13 protein-coding genes are annotated in these 15,212 nt (G+C 43.6%); 5 read left to right on the top strand and 8 right to left on the bottom strand.

Annotated elements, in window-relative coordinates; all coding sequences use genetic code 11:
* Positions 1-30: 30 nt before the first annotated feature.
* A complete protein-coding gene (locus FN831_RS10635) occupies positions 31-633 on the bottom strand; it encodes an OmpH family outer membrane protein (protein WP_142528221.1) in 603 nt (200 codons plus the stop codon).
* A gap of 227 nt (positions 634-860) precedes the next feature.
* Here FN831_RS10635 and gyrB point away from each other — a divergent pair, with 227 nt between their 5' ends.
* On the top strand, positions 861-2,819 hold the full coding sequence (gene gyrB / locus FN831_RS10630; RefSeq protein WP_142528220.1) for a DNA topoisomerase (ATP-hydrolyzing) subunit B: 1,959 nt from the start codon (positions 861-863) through the stop codon (positions 2,817-2,819).
* Between the two features lie 130 nt (positions 2,820-2,949).
* Here the strand turns inward: gyrB and FN831_RS10625 are convergent, their stop codons facing one another.
* From FN831_RS10625 to FN831_RS10605, 5 genes are all read right to left on the bottom strand, one after another.
* A complete protein-coding gene (locus FN831_RS10625; protein WP_142528219.1) occupies positions 2,950-3,879 on the bottom strand; it encodes a bestrophin family protein in 930 nt (309 codons plus the stop codon).
* 282 nt (positions 3,880-4,161) lie between these two features.
* Positions 4,162-5,532: a HAMP domain-containing sensor histidine kinase gene (locus tag FN831_RS10620; RefSeq protein ID WP_142528218.1), complete on the bottom strand. Its 1,371-nt coding sequence runs from the start codon at positions 5,530-5,532 to the stop codon at positions 4,162-4,164.
* 4 nt (positions 5,533-5,536) lie between these two features.
* Positions 5,537-6,217 carry a response regulator transcription factor gene (locus FN831_RS10615; protein ID WP_142528217.1) on the bottom strand — a complete coding sequence of 227 codons (681 nt, stop codon included), beginning with the start codon at positions 6,215-6,217 and terminating at the stop codon, positions 5,537-5,539.
* Positions 6,218-6,246: 29 nt separating this feature from the next.
* The gene (locus tag FN831_RS10610; protein WP_142528216.1) at positions 6,247-6,678 is read right to left on the bottom strand and encodes an aspartyl protease family protein; all 432 of its coding nucleotides are present in this window, start codon (positions 6,676-6,678) and stop codon (positions 6,247-6,249) included.
* Positions 6,678-7,616, bottom strand: coding sequence for a malate dehydrogenase (locus FN831_RS10605; protein WP_142528215.1), 939 nt, complete (start codon positions 7,614-7,616; stop codon positions 6,678-6,680). Before FN831_RS10605 ends, FN831_RS10610 begins: the two co-directional genes overlap by 1 nt.
* Positions 7,617-7,808: 192 nt before the next feature.
* Here FN831_RS10605 and FN831_RS10600 point away from each other — a divergent pair, with 192 nt between their 5' ends.
* From FN831_RS10600 to trxA, 3 genes are all read left to right on the top strand, one after another.
* Complete coding sequence (locus FN831_RS10600) at positions 7,809-8,291, top strand: lipocalin family protein (RefSeq protein WP_142528214.1); 483 nt, start codon at positions 7,809-7,811, stop codon at positions 8,289-8,291.
* A 156-nt stretch (positions 8,292-8,447) separates the two neighbouring features.
* Positions 8,448-12,881 (top strand): DNA polymerase III subunit alpha, encoded by a 4,434-nt coding sequence (dnaE, locus tag FN831_RS10595; protein WP_142528213.1) that lies wholly within the window; start codon positions 8,448-8,450, stop codon positions 12,879-12,881.
* A 74-nt stretch (positions 12,882-12,955) separates the two neighbouring features.
* On the top strand, positions 12,956-13,273 hold the full coding sequence (trxA, locus tag FN831_RS10590; RefSeq protein WP_142528212.1) for a thioredoxin: 318 nt from the start codon (positions 12,956-12,958) through the stop codon (positions 13,271-13,273).
* A 57-nt stretch (positions 13,274-13,330) separates the two neighbouring features.
* Here trxA and FN831_RS10585 read toward each other — a convergent pair whose 3' ends face one another.
* On the bottom strand, positions 13,331-13,786 hold the full coding sequence (locus tag FN831_RS10585) for a hypothetical protein (RefSeq protein ID WP_142528211.1): 456 nt from the start codon (positions 13,784-13,786) through the stop codon (positions 13,331-13,333).
* Between the two features lie 49 nt (positions 13,787-13,835).
* On the opposite strand from FN831_RS10585, the gene FN831_RS10580 reads away from it, so the two are divergent.
* Positions 13,836-14,756 carry a DUF58 domain-containing protein gene (locus tag FN831_RS10580; RefSeq protein ID WP_142528210.1) on the top strand — a complete coding sequence of 307 codons (921 nt, stop codon included), beginning with the start codon at positions 13,836-13,838 and terminating at the stop codon, positions 14,754-14,756.
* On the opposite strand, the gene FN831_RS10575 is transcribed toward FN831_RS10580, so the two are convergent.
* Positions 14,753-15,202 (bottom strand): hypothetical protein, encoded by a 450-nt coding sequence (locus FN831_RS10575; RefSeq protein WP_142528209.1) that lies wholly within the window; start codon positions 15,200-15,202, stop codon positions 14,753-14,755. The two genes, FN831_RS10580 and FN831_RS10575, sit on opposite strands and share 4 nt — an antisense overlap.
* Positions 15,203-15,212: the final 10 nt, after the last annotated feature.

The following is a 15,212-nucleotide window of genomic DNA, read 5'->3' as shown; positions in this document are numbered from 1 at the left end:
ATACGGGGCATCCTCAATAATTTTTAAATATTATTTTTTATCTGCTTTATAGCCTTCGTTGAGGCCAACAATTACTTCGCTGGTTACATCCAGTGAAGCATCCGCAAATAAGATAGCACTGTTACCTTTCTGGTAAGTAAGCACCATTTTATAACCTTTGTCTTTTGCGTAGATCTTCAGGTAATCGGCAATCTTATTGTATAATTTCTCCTGCTCGGTTGCCTGCTCATTTTGCAAAGCTGCACCTGCATTTTGCTGATAAGCCTGTAATTCCTGTTGTTTACGTGCAAGCCTTTGCTCTGTAGTTGCTCTCTGGTCTGCAGGCAAAGTGTTTTGTGTTTGCTGATATTGTGCTACTTCGCGCTGAAAAGCCTGTTGTTTGGATGCAAGATCAGTTTGTGCTGCTTTAGATTTCTCATCCAGTTTCACTTTCAGGTCTTTGAAGTATTCGTATTTAGTGAGTAAAGAATCAGAGTTGACATAAACAATTGGCTCGCCGCTTTTTACTGCAGGAGAATCTGTTTTAGCAGCAGTAGTTGTTGCTTTTTCGTCTTTATTCTGGCATGAAGCCATTACGGAAACTAATGCTACCGCCGTAGCCAGTGTGCTTAGTTTGAAGGATGTTCTGTTCATCTATGATTTTTTTTGTGTTTTTGCCTGTTTTATAAATCAGACAACCGTTGTCTGCCTATCCCAATGCAGGGATAAATTTTAGCAAATATAAAATTTCAAAATTAGTATCCTAAATAAGTCGTTTTTTTTGAGCTGATATTGTGTGGATTCATGTAATTAGTTATCCACAATTTGCCGTTAATTGCCCACAAATGGTTATTTTTGAATCTTATTTTTTATTAACATATATGAGCGAAGAAAAAGATCCAAAGTCAAATTATTCGGCAGATAATATACAGGTATTAGAAGGTTTAGAAGCGGTGCGCAAGCGCCCTTCAATGTATATAGGAGATACTGGTGTTAAAGGATTGCACCATTTGGTTTATGAAGTAGTAGATAACTCTATCGATGAGGCTTTGGCCGGACACGCAGATACAATTACTGTAAATATTCTTAAAGACAATTCTATACGGGTAGAAGATAATGGCCGCGGTATTCCAACGGGCATTATGCAGAAAGAACAGAAATCTGCCCTGGAGATCGTAATGACGGTTTTACACGCAGGTGGTAAATTTGATAAAGATACCTACAAGGTGTCGGGCGGTTTGCACGGTGTTGGGGTAAGTTGCGTGAACGCACTTTCTACGCACCTGAAAGCAGAAGTTCACCGTGAAGGCAAGATCTGGGAGCAGGAATACGAAATGGGTAAACCTCAGTACGACGTAAAAGTTGTTGGGGAAACAGAAAAAAGAGGTACGGTGATTACATTTACACCAGACCCTACGATCTTTACCCAAACTACGGAGTACCGTTATGATACTTTAGCTTCACGTTTAAGAGAGTTGTCTTTCTTAAATAAAGGCATCAGCTTAACGCTGACCGATGAGCGCGAAGTTGGTGAAGACGGAAAGTTCCTGTCTGAGCTTTTCCTTTCTGAAGGCGGATTAAAAGAATTTGTCCAGTTCCTGGACGGAGGCCGTCCTTCGCTGATTGCTGAGCCGATCTATGTAGAAGGAATAAAAAATGGTATTCCTGTAGAGCTTGCGCTGCAGTATAATGACAGTTATGCTGAAAACGTGCACTCTTATGTCAATAATATCAATACGCATGAAGGCGGTACACACATTGCCGGTTTCAGAAGAGGTTTAACCCGTACGTTGAAAGCATATGCTGATAAGTCTGGTTTACTTAAAAATGTGAAGTTTGAGATTACCGGTGACGATTTCCGTGAAGGCCTGACAGCTGTTATTTCTGTGAAAGTACAGGAACCACAGTTTGAAGGACAAACGAAAACCAAACTGGGTAACTCTGAGGTGATGGGCGCCGTGGATATTGCGGTTGGTGAAGCATTGGGTATCTATCTGGAAGAATATCCGAGAGAAGCCAAAATGATCGTCAACAAGGTAATCCTTGCGGCTACAGCACGTGCGGCTGCACGTAAAGCCCGTGAGATGGTTCAGCGTAAAAGTGTAATGGGCGGCTCTGGTTTACCGGGCAAGCTGGCCGATTGCTCTGACAGTGATCCGGAAAAATGTGAGTTGTACCTGGTGGAGGGAGATTCCGCAGGTGGAACTGCCAAACAGGGACGTGACCGTAATTTCCAGGCTATTCTTCCGCTGAAAGGTAAAATCCTGAATGTAGAGAAAGCGATGGAGCATAAGATCTACGAAAACGACGAGATCAAGAACATGTTTACCGCGCTTGGTGTAAGTATCGGTACTCCTGAAGATGACAAAGCTTTAAATATTACCAAACTTCGTTACCACAAGATTGTGATCATGACGGATGCGGATATTGACGGATCGCACATTACCACGCTGATCCTTACGTTCTTCTTCAGGTACATGAAGGCACTGATCGAAGCGGGTTACGTTTATATTGCAGCACCTCCCTTATATCTCGTTAAAAAAGGTAAAGAGCAGGAATATTGCTGGAACGATCAGCAGCGCGATGTAGCGGTACAAAGGTTGAAAGGCCAGGGCAGGGAAGAAAGCGTACATATCCAGCGTTATAAAGGTTTGGGTGAGATGAACGCCGAGCAGCTTTGGGATACTACATTAAATCCGGCTAACCGTACTTTAATGCAGGCTACAATTGAAAATGCAGCTGAGTGTGACCATACCTTCTCCATGTTAATGGGTGATGAAGTAGCTCCAAGGAGAGAATTCATCGAAAGAAATGCGAAATACGCGAAGATCGACGCATAGTCAGATCCTATCAGATATCAAAAAACGGGCATCCGAAAGGCTGCCCGTTTTTTTGTGAAACATACTTTGGTTTCAGTTGCTCATCAATTTACTGGTTAAATCAATGATGGTGGTATTTGGTGTGTGTTAATTACAGGATAAAATAAGTTTTGGAGGTATGAACAGGTTCCATAGCCGAGCTGTCTGCCGTGAATTTTGAATCATTCAGCATCTGGCAAAGATCACGCTCTATCGTCCGCGAAATCGTGGTTGTAGGCGTATCTGTAGGTTTATTCTCAAATGGGTCCTGCAGGTGTATGGCCATCTTTTCGATCAGCAGGAACGAAGCTGCCACAGCAATCACTACCGGAACCATAAAATATCCAAAGGTTTCTATCAGTCCGAAGGGCAGCATCAGGATGAAGAGATTGATCGTCATATTAATATACCGGCTGTAAGTAACAGGGAAAACTGTGTTTTTGATACGTTCTGATCCACCCATCCTGTCGCAAAGGTTGGACAGGGTAGTATCTATCTGCACCTGCTGGAACTGATTGATCCATCCTTCTTTTACTGCAGTTCTCAGATCTCTTGCATGCAGTTCGAGGATAGACATGGGCACATTCTTGTATTTGCTGATAAACTCAAGTTCATCCTCTTTCATCAGGCGTTCCAGTCCCTGCAGGGGGCTCGTATTGCGTAAGCCCTGGCTTAATGCATAACACCATGCAATCTGTCTTTTGATGAAGCGCTCTTTAAACAACTGGATCTCTGCGGAATAATATGGATCGTCAATAAAATAAAGTACCTGTCTCGCCAGCGATCTTGAATCGTTAACAATTGCTCCCCATAAGATTCTGGCTTCCCACCAGCGGTCGTAGGCCTGATTGGAGCGGAAGGCAAGCAAGAGGGAGATCACGGATCCTAACAGTGCCGGTACTGCGATTGGAATTGACAAGCCTGTAAAGTGATAAATCTCATACAGTACAACGATACTGACAGCATAAATTGCTACCAGGATAATTTCTTTTGTTATTTTCCCGAAAATATAGCTGAGCGGAACGTTTTTCTTTAATAGCATAACATATAATATTAGGGATCCATTTGTAAAATCCAATATATGTGCTTTACATTAGAGAGTTCTAAGAGCGAGATTAGAACCAGATTAGAAAATTAAGGTTTAAGGTCTTGCAAAATTAATTTAGCAATCATAAAGTGTTTCACGGAAGGTCGTACTGTAGCGACTTCAGTCATTAACATCCCGGCATAAATCGTACTCGATTTGCCACTCAGCAATCTAAACGATCGCGCAGTTCAGCAATGCGAAGCCAGATCAAATTAAGCAGATAAAGATTTCCTGTACCTATACTGGCCTGGAAAGCGGCAGCAGTATGCTGATTTCTGTGCCTGACTCCTGTGCAGTCTGAATAGCGATGGTTCCTTTGTGCAATCGGATAATATTGAGGGAAAGCGGAAGTCCTACGCCATAACCTTTATAACTGCTGGTATTTGAGGCCCGGAAAAAAGGTTCAAATACATGGTCCAGTTCTTCTTCAGGAATTCCTATGCCCTGATCTTTCACCGAGATGACGATATTGGCTTCGGTGACCGACAATGCCAGTTTAACGATCCTGTTATCAGAATATTTGCAGGCATTGTTCACAATGTTGGTAACTGCCAGTTTGAGGAGGTTAAGGTTTCCGTTAAGGTTGATACTTTCGGGGTTTTCGGGCAGGTGAGAGAAGTCGATCTGGATCTGGTTGTCGGGATTAACCAGGTCTATGGCATTTTTTACATCCCAGATCAGTTCATCAAGCCGGATATCTTCCCAACGTTGTTTTTGTCCGTCAAAACCTGATTGCGCCAGGCTAAGTAAACTGCTGAGAATATTCTCCAGCCTTTCGGCTTCATTTTGTATGGTAATGAGCGACTTCTGCAGTTCAACCTCCGCTGCTGAAACTTTAGATACGGCGAGTTCGGCTTCTGCGCTGATGATCGTTAGCGGCGTTCTCAACTCATGGGAGGCATTGCTGATAAAATTATTTTGTGTTTCAAAGGCAGTTTCGAGCCGGTCGAGCATGTCATTAAAAGTCTGCGAGATCTCTGCAATCTCATCTTTGCCTTTCAGGGGATCAAGGCGCTGATTTAAGTTCTCTGCACTGATCCCCTTTGCCTTTTTAATTAAGGCCCTTACCGGTTTGAAGGTGTATTCATAGAATTTTCTGCCTACTAGATATGAAAGGGCTACCGACAGGAAAAAGCCTGCGATCAATATATTTTGCAGTGCCTGCAATTCCCTGTACCCATAGGGGTCACGGGCAGAGATAATTACGATATAACCACCAGCGCCTTTTTTAAAATACCTGCCGGCATAAAATATATTCATATTTCTGTGCCTTGCCATACGGCCCATATCTATATCCTCATAAAAGCTGGAAGGGAGGTCTTCCTTTTTTGCAAGACTGGATTTACTGTTTTCATCGGCCCTGATCAGGTGTTCCTGTTCTGTGGGGAGAAATTCCAGATATTTGTGGCGTGTTTCTTTGAGCGCTTTGCCCTCGGCTCCCGCATAAAGTTTAATCCTGGCGGTTACATTTACCCGGGTCTCCAGCCGCTTATAAAAATCTTCAAAAGCAAATTCATTGGCAAAATACCAGACAAAACCACTTAACAGGGAGATAATGATCGCTGATAAAATGGCAAAAAGTAAAGTAATGCGGGTATTTAGCGTCATTAATTTATGATTTTTCCTTAAGCATATATCCCAGTCCAACCACTGTATGGATCAGATTGGTATCAAAGCCTTTGTCTATTTTCTTTCTCAGGTAATTTACATAAACATCAACAACGTTTGTTCCCATATTAAAATCAATATCCCAGACGTTTTCAAGGATATCTACCCTGGACAAAGTCCTGTTTTTGTTTCTGGCGAGAAACTGCAGCAAGCGGTATTCGGTTGCGGTAAGTGTAATTTCCTGTGCTCCCCGCGTTACTGCTTTAGCAGAGAGGTTTATTTCCAGGTTTCCAATTGTAATTACCTCTTCTGCCTGCTGAATGCCCGCATACCGCCTTAAGAGGGTGCGTATCCTGGCATTGAGTTCGGCAATTTTAAAAGGTTTTACAATGTAGTCGTCTGCCCCGTTATCCAGGCCATTTACAATATTCTCGGTACTGCCGAGTGCAGTAAGCATGATTACGGGGATCTGCGGGTGATTTTTTTTGATTTGTTTGCAGAGATCGAGCCCATTGATTCCCGGGAGCATGATGTCCAGTATGATCAGGGAAAAGGTGTGCGCAGCGATCATTTCCAGTGCAACAAAGCCGTCCGGGGCTACACTGAGTTCAAATTCTTCATGGGTCAATCCTCTTTTTAAAACAGATACAACATTGGGCTCATCTTCGACCAGGAGAATCTTCATAAATTTAATAGTATATACTGCCCTGAAGGCTATCGTTTTTTTTGGGAGAAGTAAATCTTCAGTTTTTTATAATTGATTTTTGCGTGATAGCTGTAGAAGATATCACTTCCAATAATTGCGATCACGCGGGGGTGTCCGAGCAATGCGTAGGCCTCGTTTACGGTTTCGAGGTCAAGGGCTACTGCGGGATAGTTTTTGATCGTTAATTTTCCCATTTTTAGTTTAGGGATAACAGTTTGGATAGTTGCAGAGGTGGTAAACAGCGTAGTCGCATTTGAATCCGCTGCAGTAGTAATTTCTGTACTGTTTGCTTCAATAAAAGTTTTGTCGAAGACAGATCTTGAAGCCCCCGTATCAATTACTGCGAAGTGTTTACTGCCAAAAACAGCAATTTCCACCAAAAGGTGGAAACCGTCGTCATTCAGGTTGATCAGGGTAAGCGGAACGGCAATTGTGCGCATTAAATCAGGTTCATTTCTTTAAGTACAGTATTCATACTTCTAACGGCATCCGCACTTTTGTTAAAAGTAGCCTGCTCATCATCGGTCAAATTATAGTCGATCACTTTTTCCCAGCCTGTCCGGCCAACGATAACGGGTACGCCCAGGCAAATATCGTTTTGATGATATTCGCCCTCCAGCGAGACACTGCAGGTAAATAGTTTTTTTTCATCTCGTACGATGCTTTCTACCAGTGCACATACTGCTGCACCGGGAGCATACCAGGCCGATGTTCCCAGCAAACCGGTTAAAGTGGCACCGCCAATCATGGTATCTGCAGCAACCTTGGCCAGTATCTCCTCTGCAAGAAGGTCTGTTACGTTTAAGCTCTGATAGGTAGCGTAACGGGTTAATGGAATCATTGTAGTATCGCCATGCCCGCCAATTACAAAGCCCTGGAGGTCATTTGCATTACAATTCATGGCAACGCTGAGGTAATATTTAAACCTTGCGCTGTCCAGTGTTCCGCCCATTCCAATGATCCTGTTTTTGGGCAGCCCCAGTGTTTTCAGCGACAGGTATGTCATGGTATCCATAGGGTTGCTCACAATGATCAGTATCGCATCAGGAGAGAACTTCAGGATGTTTTCAGCTACGCCCTTTACAATTCCGGCATTGATGCCGATGAGTTCTTCGCGGGTCATCCCAGGCTTGCGGGGAAGGCCGGAGGTGATTACCGCCACCGCAGAACCTGCAGTTTTGCTGTAATCGTTGGTTACCCCTTTGATTTTGGTATTAAAGCCGAGCAGCGCGGAGGTCTGCATCATATCAATGGCCTTGCCTTCTGCAAATCCTTCTTTGATATCCAGCAAAACCAGCTCTTCAGCCAATTCTTTTCTGGCAATATTATCCGCGCAGGTAGCACCTACTGCCCCAGCGCCTACAACTGTTATCTTCATACCTATTTGTTTAATAACAGGCCAGCCTGTTCGATGATTTTATCACAAAATCAGGACATGATCTCCTGCACCAAGTTATGAAATTTAAGACAGCTTTAAAAAAATGCTTTTTAAAACTTTATCTTCTATTGCGGGTTTTATGAGAAAGAATTTACATTTGCTTAACGCCAATTCAATAAGAACACAGCAATAATGGATAATACACCTGTAGAAAAAGTTGATATAATGTCCTATGCAGGGAAATGGTACTCACTATATTCCATACCAACTTTTATGGATAAAAAATGGCGTGAAACTACCGAGACATATGTGATTCATCCTGATGGTTATTATGCCGTGTTCAGCACCTACAAACTGGCAGGAGAAGATGAACCAAAATACATCAGGTCTAAACTTTATGTGGTGAGGGGCAGCAATAATGCCGAATTGAAAGCGCAGTTTGTATGGCCCGTAAAGGTTGATTACTGGATTATTGAACTTGCCGAAGATTATTCTTACGTAGTTGTAGGGCACCCGAAACATAAATTTCTTTTTATCATGGCCCGCAAGCCTGAATTGCCTGCAGACTTGCTGCAGGAGATCATTGAAAGATGCCATGCCAAAGGTTATGATACCGGCAAACTTGCGTCACAGGGGCATCGTCCAATGATTCAGAAGGGACATGCTCATACTTAGGGCCTTGTCTTAAATTTGAGTTTCTGCCTGATTTCAACATTGTCATTTTAAAATTTCTTCTACCAAAGGCATTCAAAAAAGCGTAATTTTACAGATCAGATTGTTTGGGCACCGGGATTCTAAGGCCTAAGCAATGGCGATTCTAATTACCTTTCTATGTATTTAATTTTTGATACCGAAACCACAGGTTTACCTGCCAATTATAATGCACCGGTCAGTGATACGAACAATTGGCCGCGGTGTATCCAGATTGCCTGGCAGCTGCATGATGAAATGGGTAACCTGGTAGAGCATCAGGATTATCTGGTTAAGCCCGATGGTTTCAACATCCCTTATGATGCAGAAAGGATACACGGTATTTCTACTGAGCTGGCCATGGAGCAGGGGATTGAGCTGGCCGAAGTATTAGAGAAATTTAATATTGCCCTTTCCAGATCCAAATTTGTTGTAGGGCAGAATATTGGCTTTGATGTCAATATCATGGGCTCGGAATTCTACAGGATGGGAGTAGACAGCCCAATGGCACAGATGCCGGTACTGGATACCTGTACCGAGGTAACGGCCGACTTGCTAAAGATTCCGGGAGGACGTGGCGGCAGGTTTAAACTGCCTACGCTGACCGAACTGCACAGTTACCTGTTTGGTGTGCCATTTGCTGAAGCACACAACGCAACAGCCGATGTTGAAGCTACAACAAGGTGTTTCCTGCAGCTGGTAAAAATGGAGGTTTTCAGCCCCCAGCAGCTGCAGCAGGACCAGGATTACTTCCGTGAATTCAAAACCCATAATCCTGCCGTTATACAAGGTGCAGGACTAAAGCATTTTAACCTTAAGGCTGCTTCTGACGAGATCAGAAAGAGACAGGAAAAAGCAGAGGGGTCCGGTATCTCCAGACAGGAACTTAAAGATAACAAAGAAGAACTTAAACAGGCCACATTTGTGCACCTGCATAACCATACACAGTTTTCTGTACTACAGTCTACTATTAATATTCCGGGACTGATTGCAGCGGCAGCGGCTGATAAAATGCCTGCTGTAGCGATGACAGACCATGCCAATATGATGGGCGCCTTTCACTTTGTAAACCAGGTGCTGAACCATAACAAAGGTGTAGAGGCCCGGAACAAAGCGGCTGAAGAACAGGGAGAGGTGGCACCAGAAAAGATACTCACGCCGATTGTTGGCTGCGAATTCTTTGTATGTGATAATCATCTTGACAAATCAAGAAAAGATAACGGCTACCAGATTGTGCTGCTGGCCAAAAACAAAAGAGGCTATCATCATCTTGCCAAGATGTCTTCAATTGCCTATACCAAAGGATTTTATTATGTTCCCAGGATAGACAGGGCTGTAATTGAGCAGTACAAAGAGGATATCATTGTACTTTCAGGTAATCTGTACGGAGAAATCTCCAGCAAGCTGCTGAATATGGGCGAAAATCAGGCTGAAGAAGCACTGCTCTGGTGGAAAGCGCAGTTTGCCGACGATTTCTATATGGAGATCATGCGGCATAATCAGGACGACGAGAATGTGGTGAACAAAACGCTAGTTGCCCTGGCCAGGAAACACGAGGTTAAACTCGTGGCAACCAATAACACGTATTATATCAACAAAAAGGACGCAAACGCACATGATATTTTATTGTGTGTAAAGGATGCAGAAAAACAGGCCACCCCGATCGGAAGGGGAAGGGGATACCGTTACGGCTTGCCCAACCAGGAATACTATTTCAAATCCGGTGAGGAGATGAAAGCGCTGTTTGCCGATCTTCCGGAGGCCATATTAAATATCCAGGAAGTAGTAGATAAAATCGAAATCTATAAACTGGCGCGGGAAGTGCTGCTGCCCAAATTTGATATTCCTGCAGAATTTCTGGTGACAGAGGATGAGGAAGACGGCGGCAAAAGAGGGGAAAATAAATTTTTACGCCATCTTACCTATGTAGGTGCGAAAAAAAGATACGGGGAAATTACCCCTGAAATAGAGGAACGCCTGGACTTTGAACTGCAGACGATCGAGAAAACCGGATATCCGGGATACTTTTTGATCGTACAGGATTTTATCAGGGAAGCCAGGAACCTTGATGTTTCTGTAGGGCCGGGACGTGGTTCTGCGGCGGGCTCTGTAGTTGCGTACTGCCTGTGGATTACCAATATCGACCCGATAAAGTACGACCTTCTGTTTGAGCGTTTCCTCAATCCTGACCGTGTCTCCATGCCTGATATCGATATCGACTTTGATGATGAGGGCCGGGGCCGCGTAATGAACTATGTAATTACCAAATACGGTGCAAACCAGGTAGCGCAGATCATTACCTACGGTACCATGGCCGCCAAGTCTTCAGTTAAAGATACGGCCAGGGTGCTTGACCTGCCGCTTTTTGAGGCTGACAAAATTGCAAAGCTGATCCCTAACCTCAAGCTGGCGAAGATCTTTAACCTGGATGAAAAAGCGCTGAAAGGGGTGCTGCGTGCCGATGAGTATGAGAAGGTGGTGGAATTAAAGGACATTGCCGAATCCAAGACACTGAGTGCAGAAACTATTCAGCAGGCAAGAATCCTTGAGGGCTCTCTGCGTAATACCGGAATTCACGCCTGTGGTGTAATCATCACGCCAGACGACATCACCAATTATGTGCCAGTGGCGATGGCCAAGGATTCGGATCTGTATGTGACCCAGTTCGATAACTCTGTAGTAGAGAGCGCTGGTTTGCTTAAGATGGACTTCCTTGGGCTGAAAACGCTTACCCTGATCAAGGATACGGTTAAACTGGTGAGAATGCGGACAGGGATCCAGCTGGATCCGGATGAATTTCCTATCGACGATGTAAAAACCTATGAACTTTTCCAGCGGGGCGAAACGATAGGGATCTTCCAGTACGAGAGTACCGGGATGCAGAAATATATGAAGGAGTTAAAACCAACGGTTTTCGGAGACCTGATCGCGATGAACGCACTGTACCGACCTGGCCCGCTGGAATACATCCCAAGTTTTGTGCGCCGGAAAAATGGAGAAGAAGAGATTAAATATGATTTGGATGCCTGCGAAGAGTATCTGAAAGAAACATACGGAATTACAGTTTACCAGGAGCAGGTGATGCTGCTGTCTCAGAAGCTTGCCGGATTTACAAAAGGTGAGGCCGATGTACTGAGAAAGGCGATGGGTAAAAAGCAGAAAGATGTACTGGATAAGATGAAACCTAAGTTTGTAGCCCAAGCTGCAGAAAAGGGGCATTTGCCGGCTACGCTGGAAAAGATCTGGAAAGACTGGGAAGCCTTCGCATCCTATGCGTTTAATAAATCACACTCTACCTGTTATGCCTGGATTGCCTACCAGACCGCTTATTTAAAGGCACATTATCCTGCAGAATATATGGCTGCGGTTTTGACCAATAATATGAGCGATATCAAACAGGTGGCTTTCTTTATGGAAGAGTGTAAACAGATGGGCGTTCAGGTACTTGGCCCGGATGTTAACGAGTCTATTCTTAAGTTCTCCGTAAATGTAAACGGGGAAGTCCGCTTTGGCCTGTCAGGGATAAAGGGAGTAGGGGAGAAAGCGGTAGAGAGTATCATTGAAGAAAGGACCAAAGCAGGGAAATATGTGAGTGTGTACGACTTTGCCAAGCGCTCCAACACCAGGACGGTAAACAAGAAAGCATATGAAAGCTTTGTTTATAGTGGTGCTTTTGATAGTTTTGGCTACCACCGTGCGCAGTATTTCTTTGTACCGATCAATGATAAAATGAATGGTATCGAGAAGCTGATCAAATTCTCCAATGATTTCCAGAATAGTGAATCTACCTCTCAATCGTCGTTATTTGGTGGTACGGTGGCTGATATGATCAATGAGCCTACCCTGCCTGTGGCTAATGAATGGAGCCTCATCGACCGGTTAAAGTATGAGAAAGATGCGATAGGGATCTTCCTGAGCGGTCACCCGCTGGATAATTATAAGCTGGAACTGAAAGAATTCTGCCAGCACTCTGTACGGCACCTGTCGCTCGTAAATAAAATCAGGATGGGCGATACCAATGAAGAAGTGCTGGCGGAGTTTGCCTCTTTGAAAAACAGGGAACTGGTGGTTGGCGGCCTGGTGGTGGTTTCTGCGCAAAGGATGACCAAAACAGGGAAGCCTTTTGGTACCATTGTTTTTGAGGATTACAATGACAGCTGTGAACTGGCCTTATTCGGAGACGATTTTGTGAAGTTTAAGCAGTTTATGACTGATGGATATTTCCTGCGGATCCGCGGACAGGTAGGAGAACGTTTCCGTAAGGAGGGCGACTGGGAGTTTAAGATTACAGCGATTGAGCTGCTATCTGAACTGCGGGATAAATTTGCGAAGTGTATTACCATTCAAATTCCCATACAGCGTATAAACGACGAGATTATTGCCCAGATCTATTCCATTATTGAGGACAATCAGGCAAATACCGAGCAGCAGAATTGTAAATTAAACTTTACCGTTTATGATCATGAGAAAAATATTTCATTGGAACTTCCTTCTAAATCGCTGAAAATCAATCCGAATAATGAATTTCTTGAAAGCCTGACGGAATTACATGTTGTAAATTATAAGTTGAATTAGTGTCATTTTGGCATTATATACGTGGTGGCACTCTAATTGATGATATCTTTGCGTAAATAAATTATAACAAAATTATGGCTTTAGAAATCACAGATGCCAACTTCGAGGAAGTTGTGTTGAAATCAGATAAACCCGTTTTAGTAGACTTTTGGGCAGAATGGTGTGGTCCATGTCGCATGGTAGGTCCAGTAGTAGATGAAATTTCAAAAGAATACGAAGGAAAAGCAATAGTAGGAAAAGTAAATGTGGATAATAACCCACAGATCTCTACTCAGTTTGGTATTCGTAATATTCCAGCTTTATTATTCTTTAAAAACGGTGAGGTTGTAGACAAACAAGTTGGTGCTGTTCCTAAATCAATTTTAGCAGGAAAATTAGATAAGCAATTATAATCAAACACAATATAACGAGCGGAAGGGCCGGTTCATCAGAACTGGCCTTTTTTATGTCTATTCTGATGATTCTTCCTGATCAGCGAAGGGTACAATTTTAGCAAGGAGACGGTCGCTCCGGAAACAAAAAATCCCCAGCAGCAATAATACCGCAATCTGTATATCGGTTACTTCCGCCTGTTGATGAAGGGCACTGTTAAAGATCCCCATCTTTGCGAGGACTGATATTCCAAAAGCAATGCTAAATAACCATTTGAAATTTGTGGTACTGCGGTAAAATCTGGTGATGGACTGTGGTGATAAGGAAAAGACTTTGAGCGTATTTAATCCAAGGATGATAAACAAGACACACAACAGCAGATATTTGAGCAGCCCGATCATAGGTACAGGCTTTAATCCAAGTATCCCTTTTAGCAAATATCCTGAAGAGATCAGTGCGGTTACAAACAATATGAAATAAATGATCGCAATACCCCTGATGAGGATGCGGTATGCTGGTGAAATTGAAGTCATTCCTTTAGGCTTATAGGACAAGTTATATTTCTTTTGTTAAATTTACAATATGGAGCCTTTTGAAACCCCGCCGGGGCAGCAGTTGAACAGTAACCTGGATTTATTGGCCAGGTCTGTGGTAGAAGGCTTTATCACTGGTTTGCACAAAAGCCCTTTTCACGGATTCTCGGTGGAATTTGCTGAACACCGTGCTTATAACAGTGGTGATAATGTAAGGAATATCGACTGGAAGCTATTTGGCAGAACCGAAAAGTTGTATACCAAGCGATACGAGGAGGAGACCAACCTGCGTTGCCAGTTTGTGATTGACACCTCATCATCTATGTTTTTTCCGCAGGGGGAATATAATAAGCTTACCTTTTCTGTGCAGTCGGCCGCGGCCCTGATTTACCTGCTCAAAAAACAACGGGACGCATTCGGGCTGAGTTTGTTTACGGACGAATTATGGTTGAATACACCTGCCAGGTCAACTACTACCCATCAGCAGTACGTGTTTGCACAGCTGGAGCAGGTGCTGGCAAAACCACATCTTAATGTGGGCACCAACCTTGAGCGGTCTTTACATCAGGTGGCTGAGTCTATCCACAAGCGCTCTATGGTTATCATCTTTAGTGACCTGCTTGCTTCTTACAATGATGACAAACAACAATCCGCGCTTTTTGCAGGTCTGCAGCATCTGAAGTTCAATAAGCACGAAGTCATCATCTTCAGTATCAGTGACCGCAGCAGGGAAATAAATTTTGATTTTGAAAACCGCCCGTACCAGTTTATTGATATGGAGACAGGCGAAGAGCTCAAAGCCAGTTCTGCTGCCGTAAAAGAAACTTATCTGCATGCTTATCAGGCTTACCGGCAAGGGATTGCGGTGACCTGCGCGCAATATAAGATAGACTTGATTGAAGCAGACATCAGCGAAGGCTTTTCAGGAATCCTGTCGGCTTACCTGATCAAGAGAAAAAAGATGAATTAGTTGTTCTTTTTTCCGTCCCTGTACCTGCTCAGCAACTCTCTTTTGAATGTTTCCTGTGCCCTGTAGTACTTGCCAATCGTTTTTATAGGAAGGCTGCTTTTGAGCTTGCCGTAGTATTTACGTTCAATGTTCAGGTCTTTTTGTTTAAAGTCAAGTTCATTGGTGATCAGGCTTTGTACCTGTGTATCTGAAAGGTCTTCTATCTCAGTGATTTTTCTGAAACTGATCATCCTCTCGCGGCGTTCCTGGCGCAATGCCAATTGTTCGGCCTGCCAGGCGGTATAAATTGGCCAGAAGATCTTGGACTCTTCGGGGCTGAGCTCCAGTTTTTCCTGTAAATACGTTCTTTTGTATGCATCTATTTCATTGCGTCTTCCGTTATCCCTTTGTGCGGAAACGAGAAAGGGAAGAAGTAATAAAATTGTGGCAGCAAGTATATTCTTCATGATTTTTTGT

Source organism: Pedobacter westerhofensis (assembly GCF_900182595.1).
Classification (GTDB): Bacteria; Bacteroidota; Bacteroidia; order Sphingobacteriales; family Sphingobacteriaceae; genus Pedobacter; species Pedobacter westerhofensis.
Note: the sequence above shows the minus strand (reverse complement) of the source record. Positions and strands in the feature narration are given on the sequence as shown.

Coding starts and splice junctions, on each gene's coding strand:
- FN831_RS10625 (WP_142528219.1), bottom strand. CDS start 3,879: ATGCTATTAAAGAAAAACGTTCCGCTCAGCTATATTTTCGGGAAAATA.
- dnaE (WP_142528213.1), top strand. CDS start 8,448: ATGTATTTAATTTTTGATACCGAAACCACAGGTTTACCTGCCAATTAT.
- FN831_RS10610 (WP_142528216.1), bottom strand. CDS start 6,678: ATGCGCACAATTGCCGTTCCGCTTACCCTGATCAACCTGAATGACGAC.
- gyrB (WP_142528220.1), top strand. CDS start 861: ATGAGCGAAGAAAAAGATCCAAAGTCAAATTATTCGGCAGATAATATA.
- FN831_RS10605 (WP_142528215.1), bottom strand. CDS start 7,616: ATGAAGATAACAGTTGTAGGCGCTGGGGCAGTAGGTGCTACCTGCGCG.
- FN831_RS10615 (WP_142528217.1), bottom strand. CDS start 6,217: ATGAAGATTCTCCTGGTCGAAGATGAGCCCAATGTTGTATCTGTTTTA.
- FN831_RS10580 (WP_142528210.1), top strand. CDS start 13,836: ATGGAGCCTTTTGAAACCCCGCCGGGGCAGCAGTTGAACAGTAACCTG.
- FN831_RS10620 (WP_142528218.1), bottom strand. CDS start 5,532: ATGACGCTAAATACCCGCATTACTTTACTTTTTGCCATTTTATCAGCG.
- FN831_RS10635 (WP_142528221.1), bottom strand. CDS start 633: ATGAACAGAACATCCTTCAAACTAAGCACACTGGCTACGGCGGTAGCA.
- FN831_RS10585 (WP_142528211.1), bottom strand. CDS start 13,786: ATGACTTCAATTTCACCAGCATACCGCATCCTCATCAGGGGTATTGCG.
- FN831_RS10575 (WP_142528209.1), bottom strand. CDS start 15,202: ATGAAGAATATACTTGCTGCCACAATTTTATTACTTCTTCCCTTTCTC.
- trxA (WP_142528212.1), top strand. CDS start 12,956: ATGGCTTTAGAAATCACAGATGCCAACTTCGAGGAAGTTGTGTTGAAA.
- FN831_RS10600 (WP_142528214.1), top strand. CDS start 7,809: ATGGATAATACACCTGTAGAAAAAGTTGATATAATGTCCTATGCAGGG.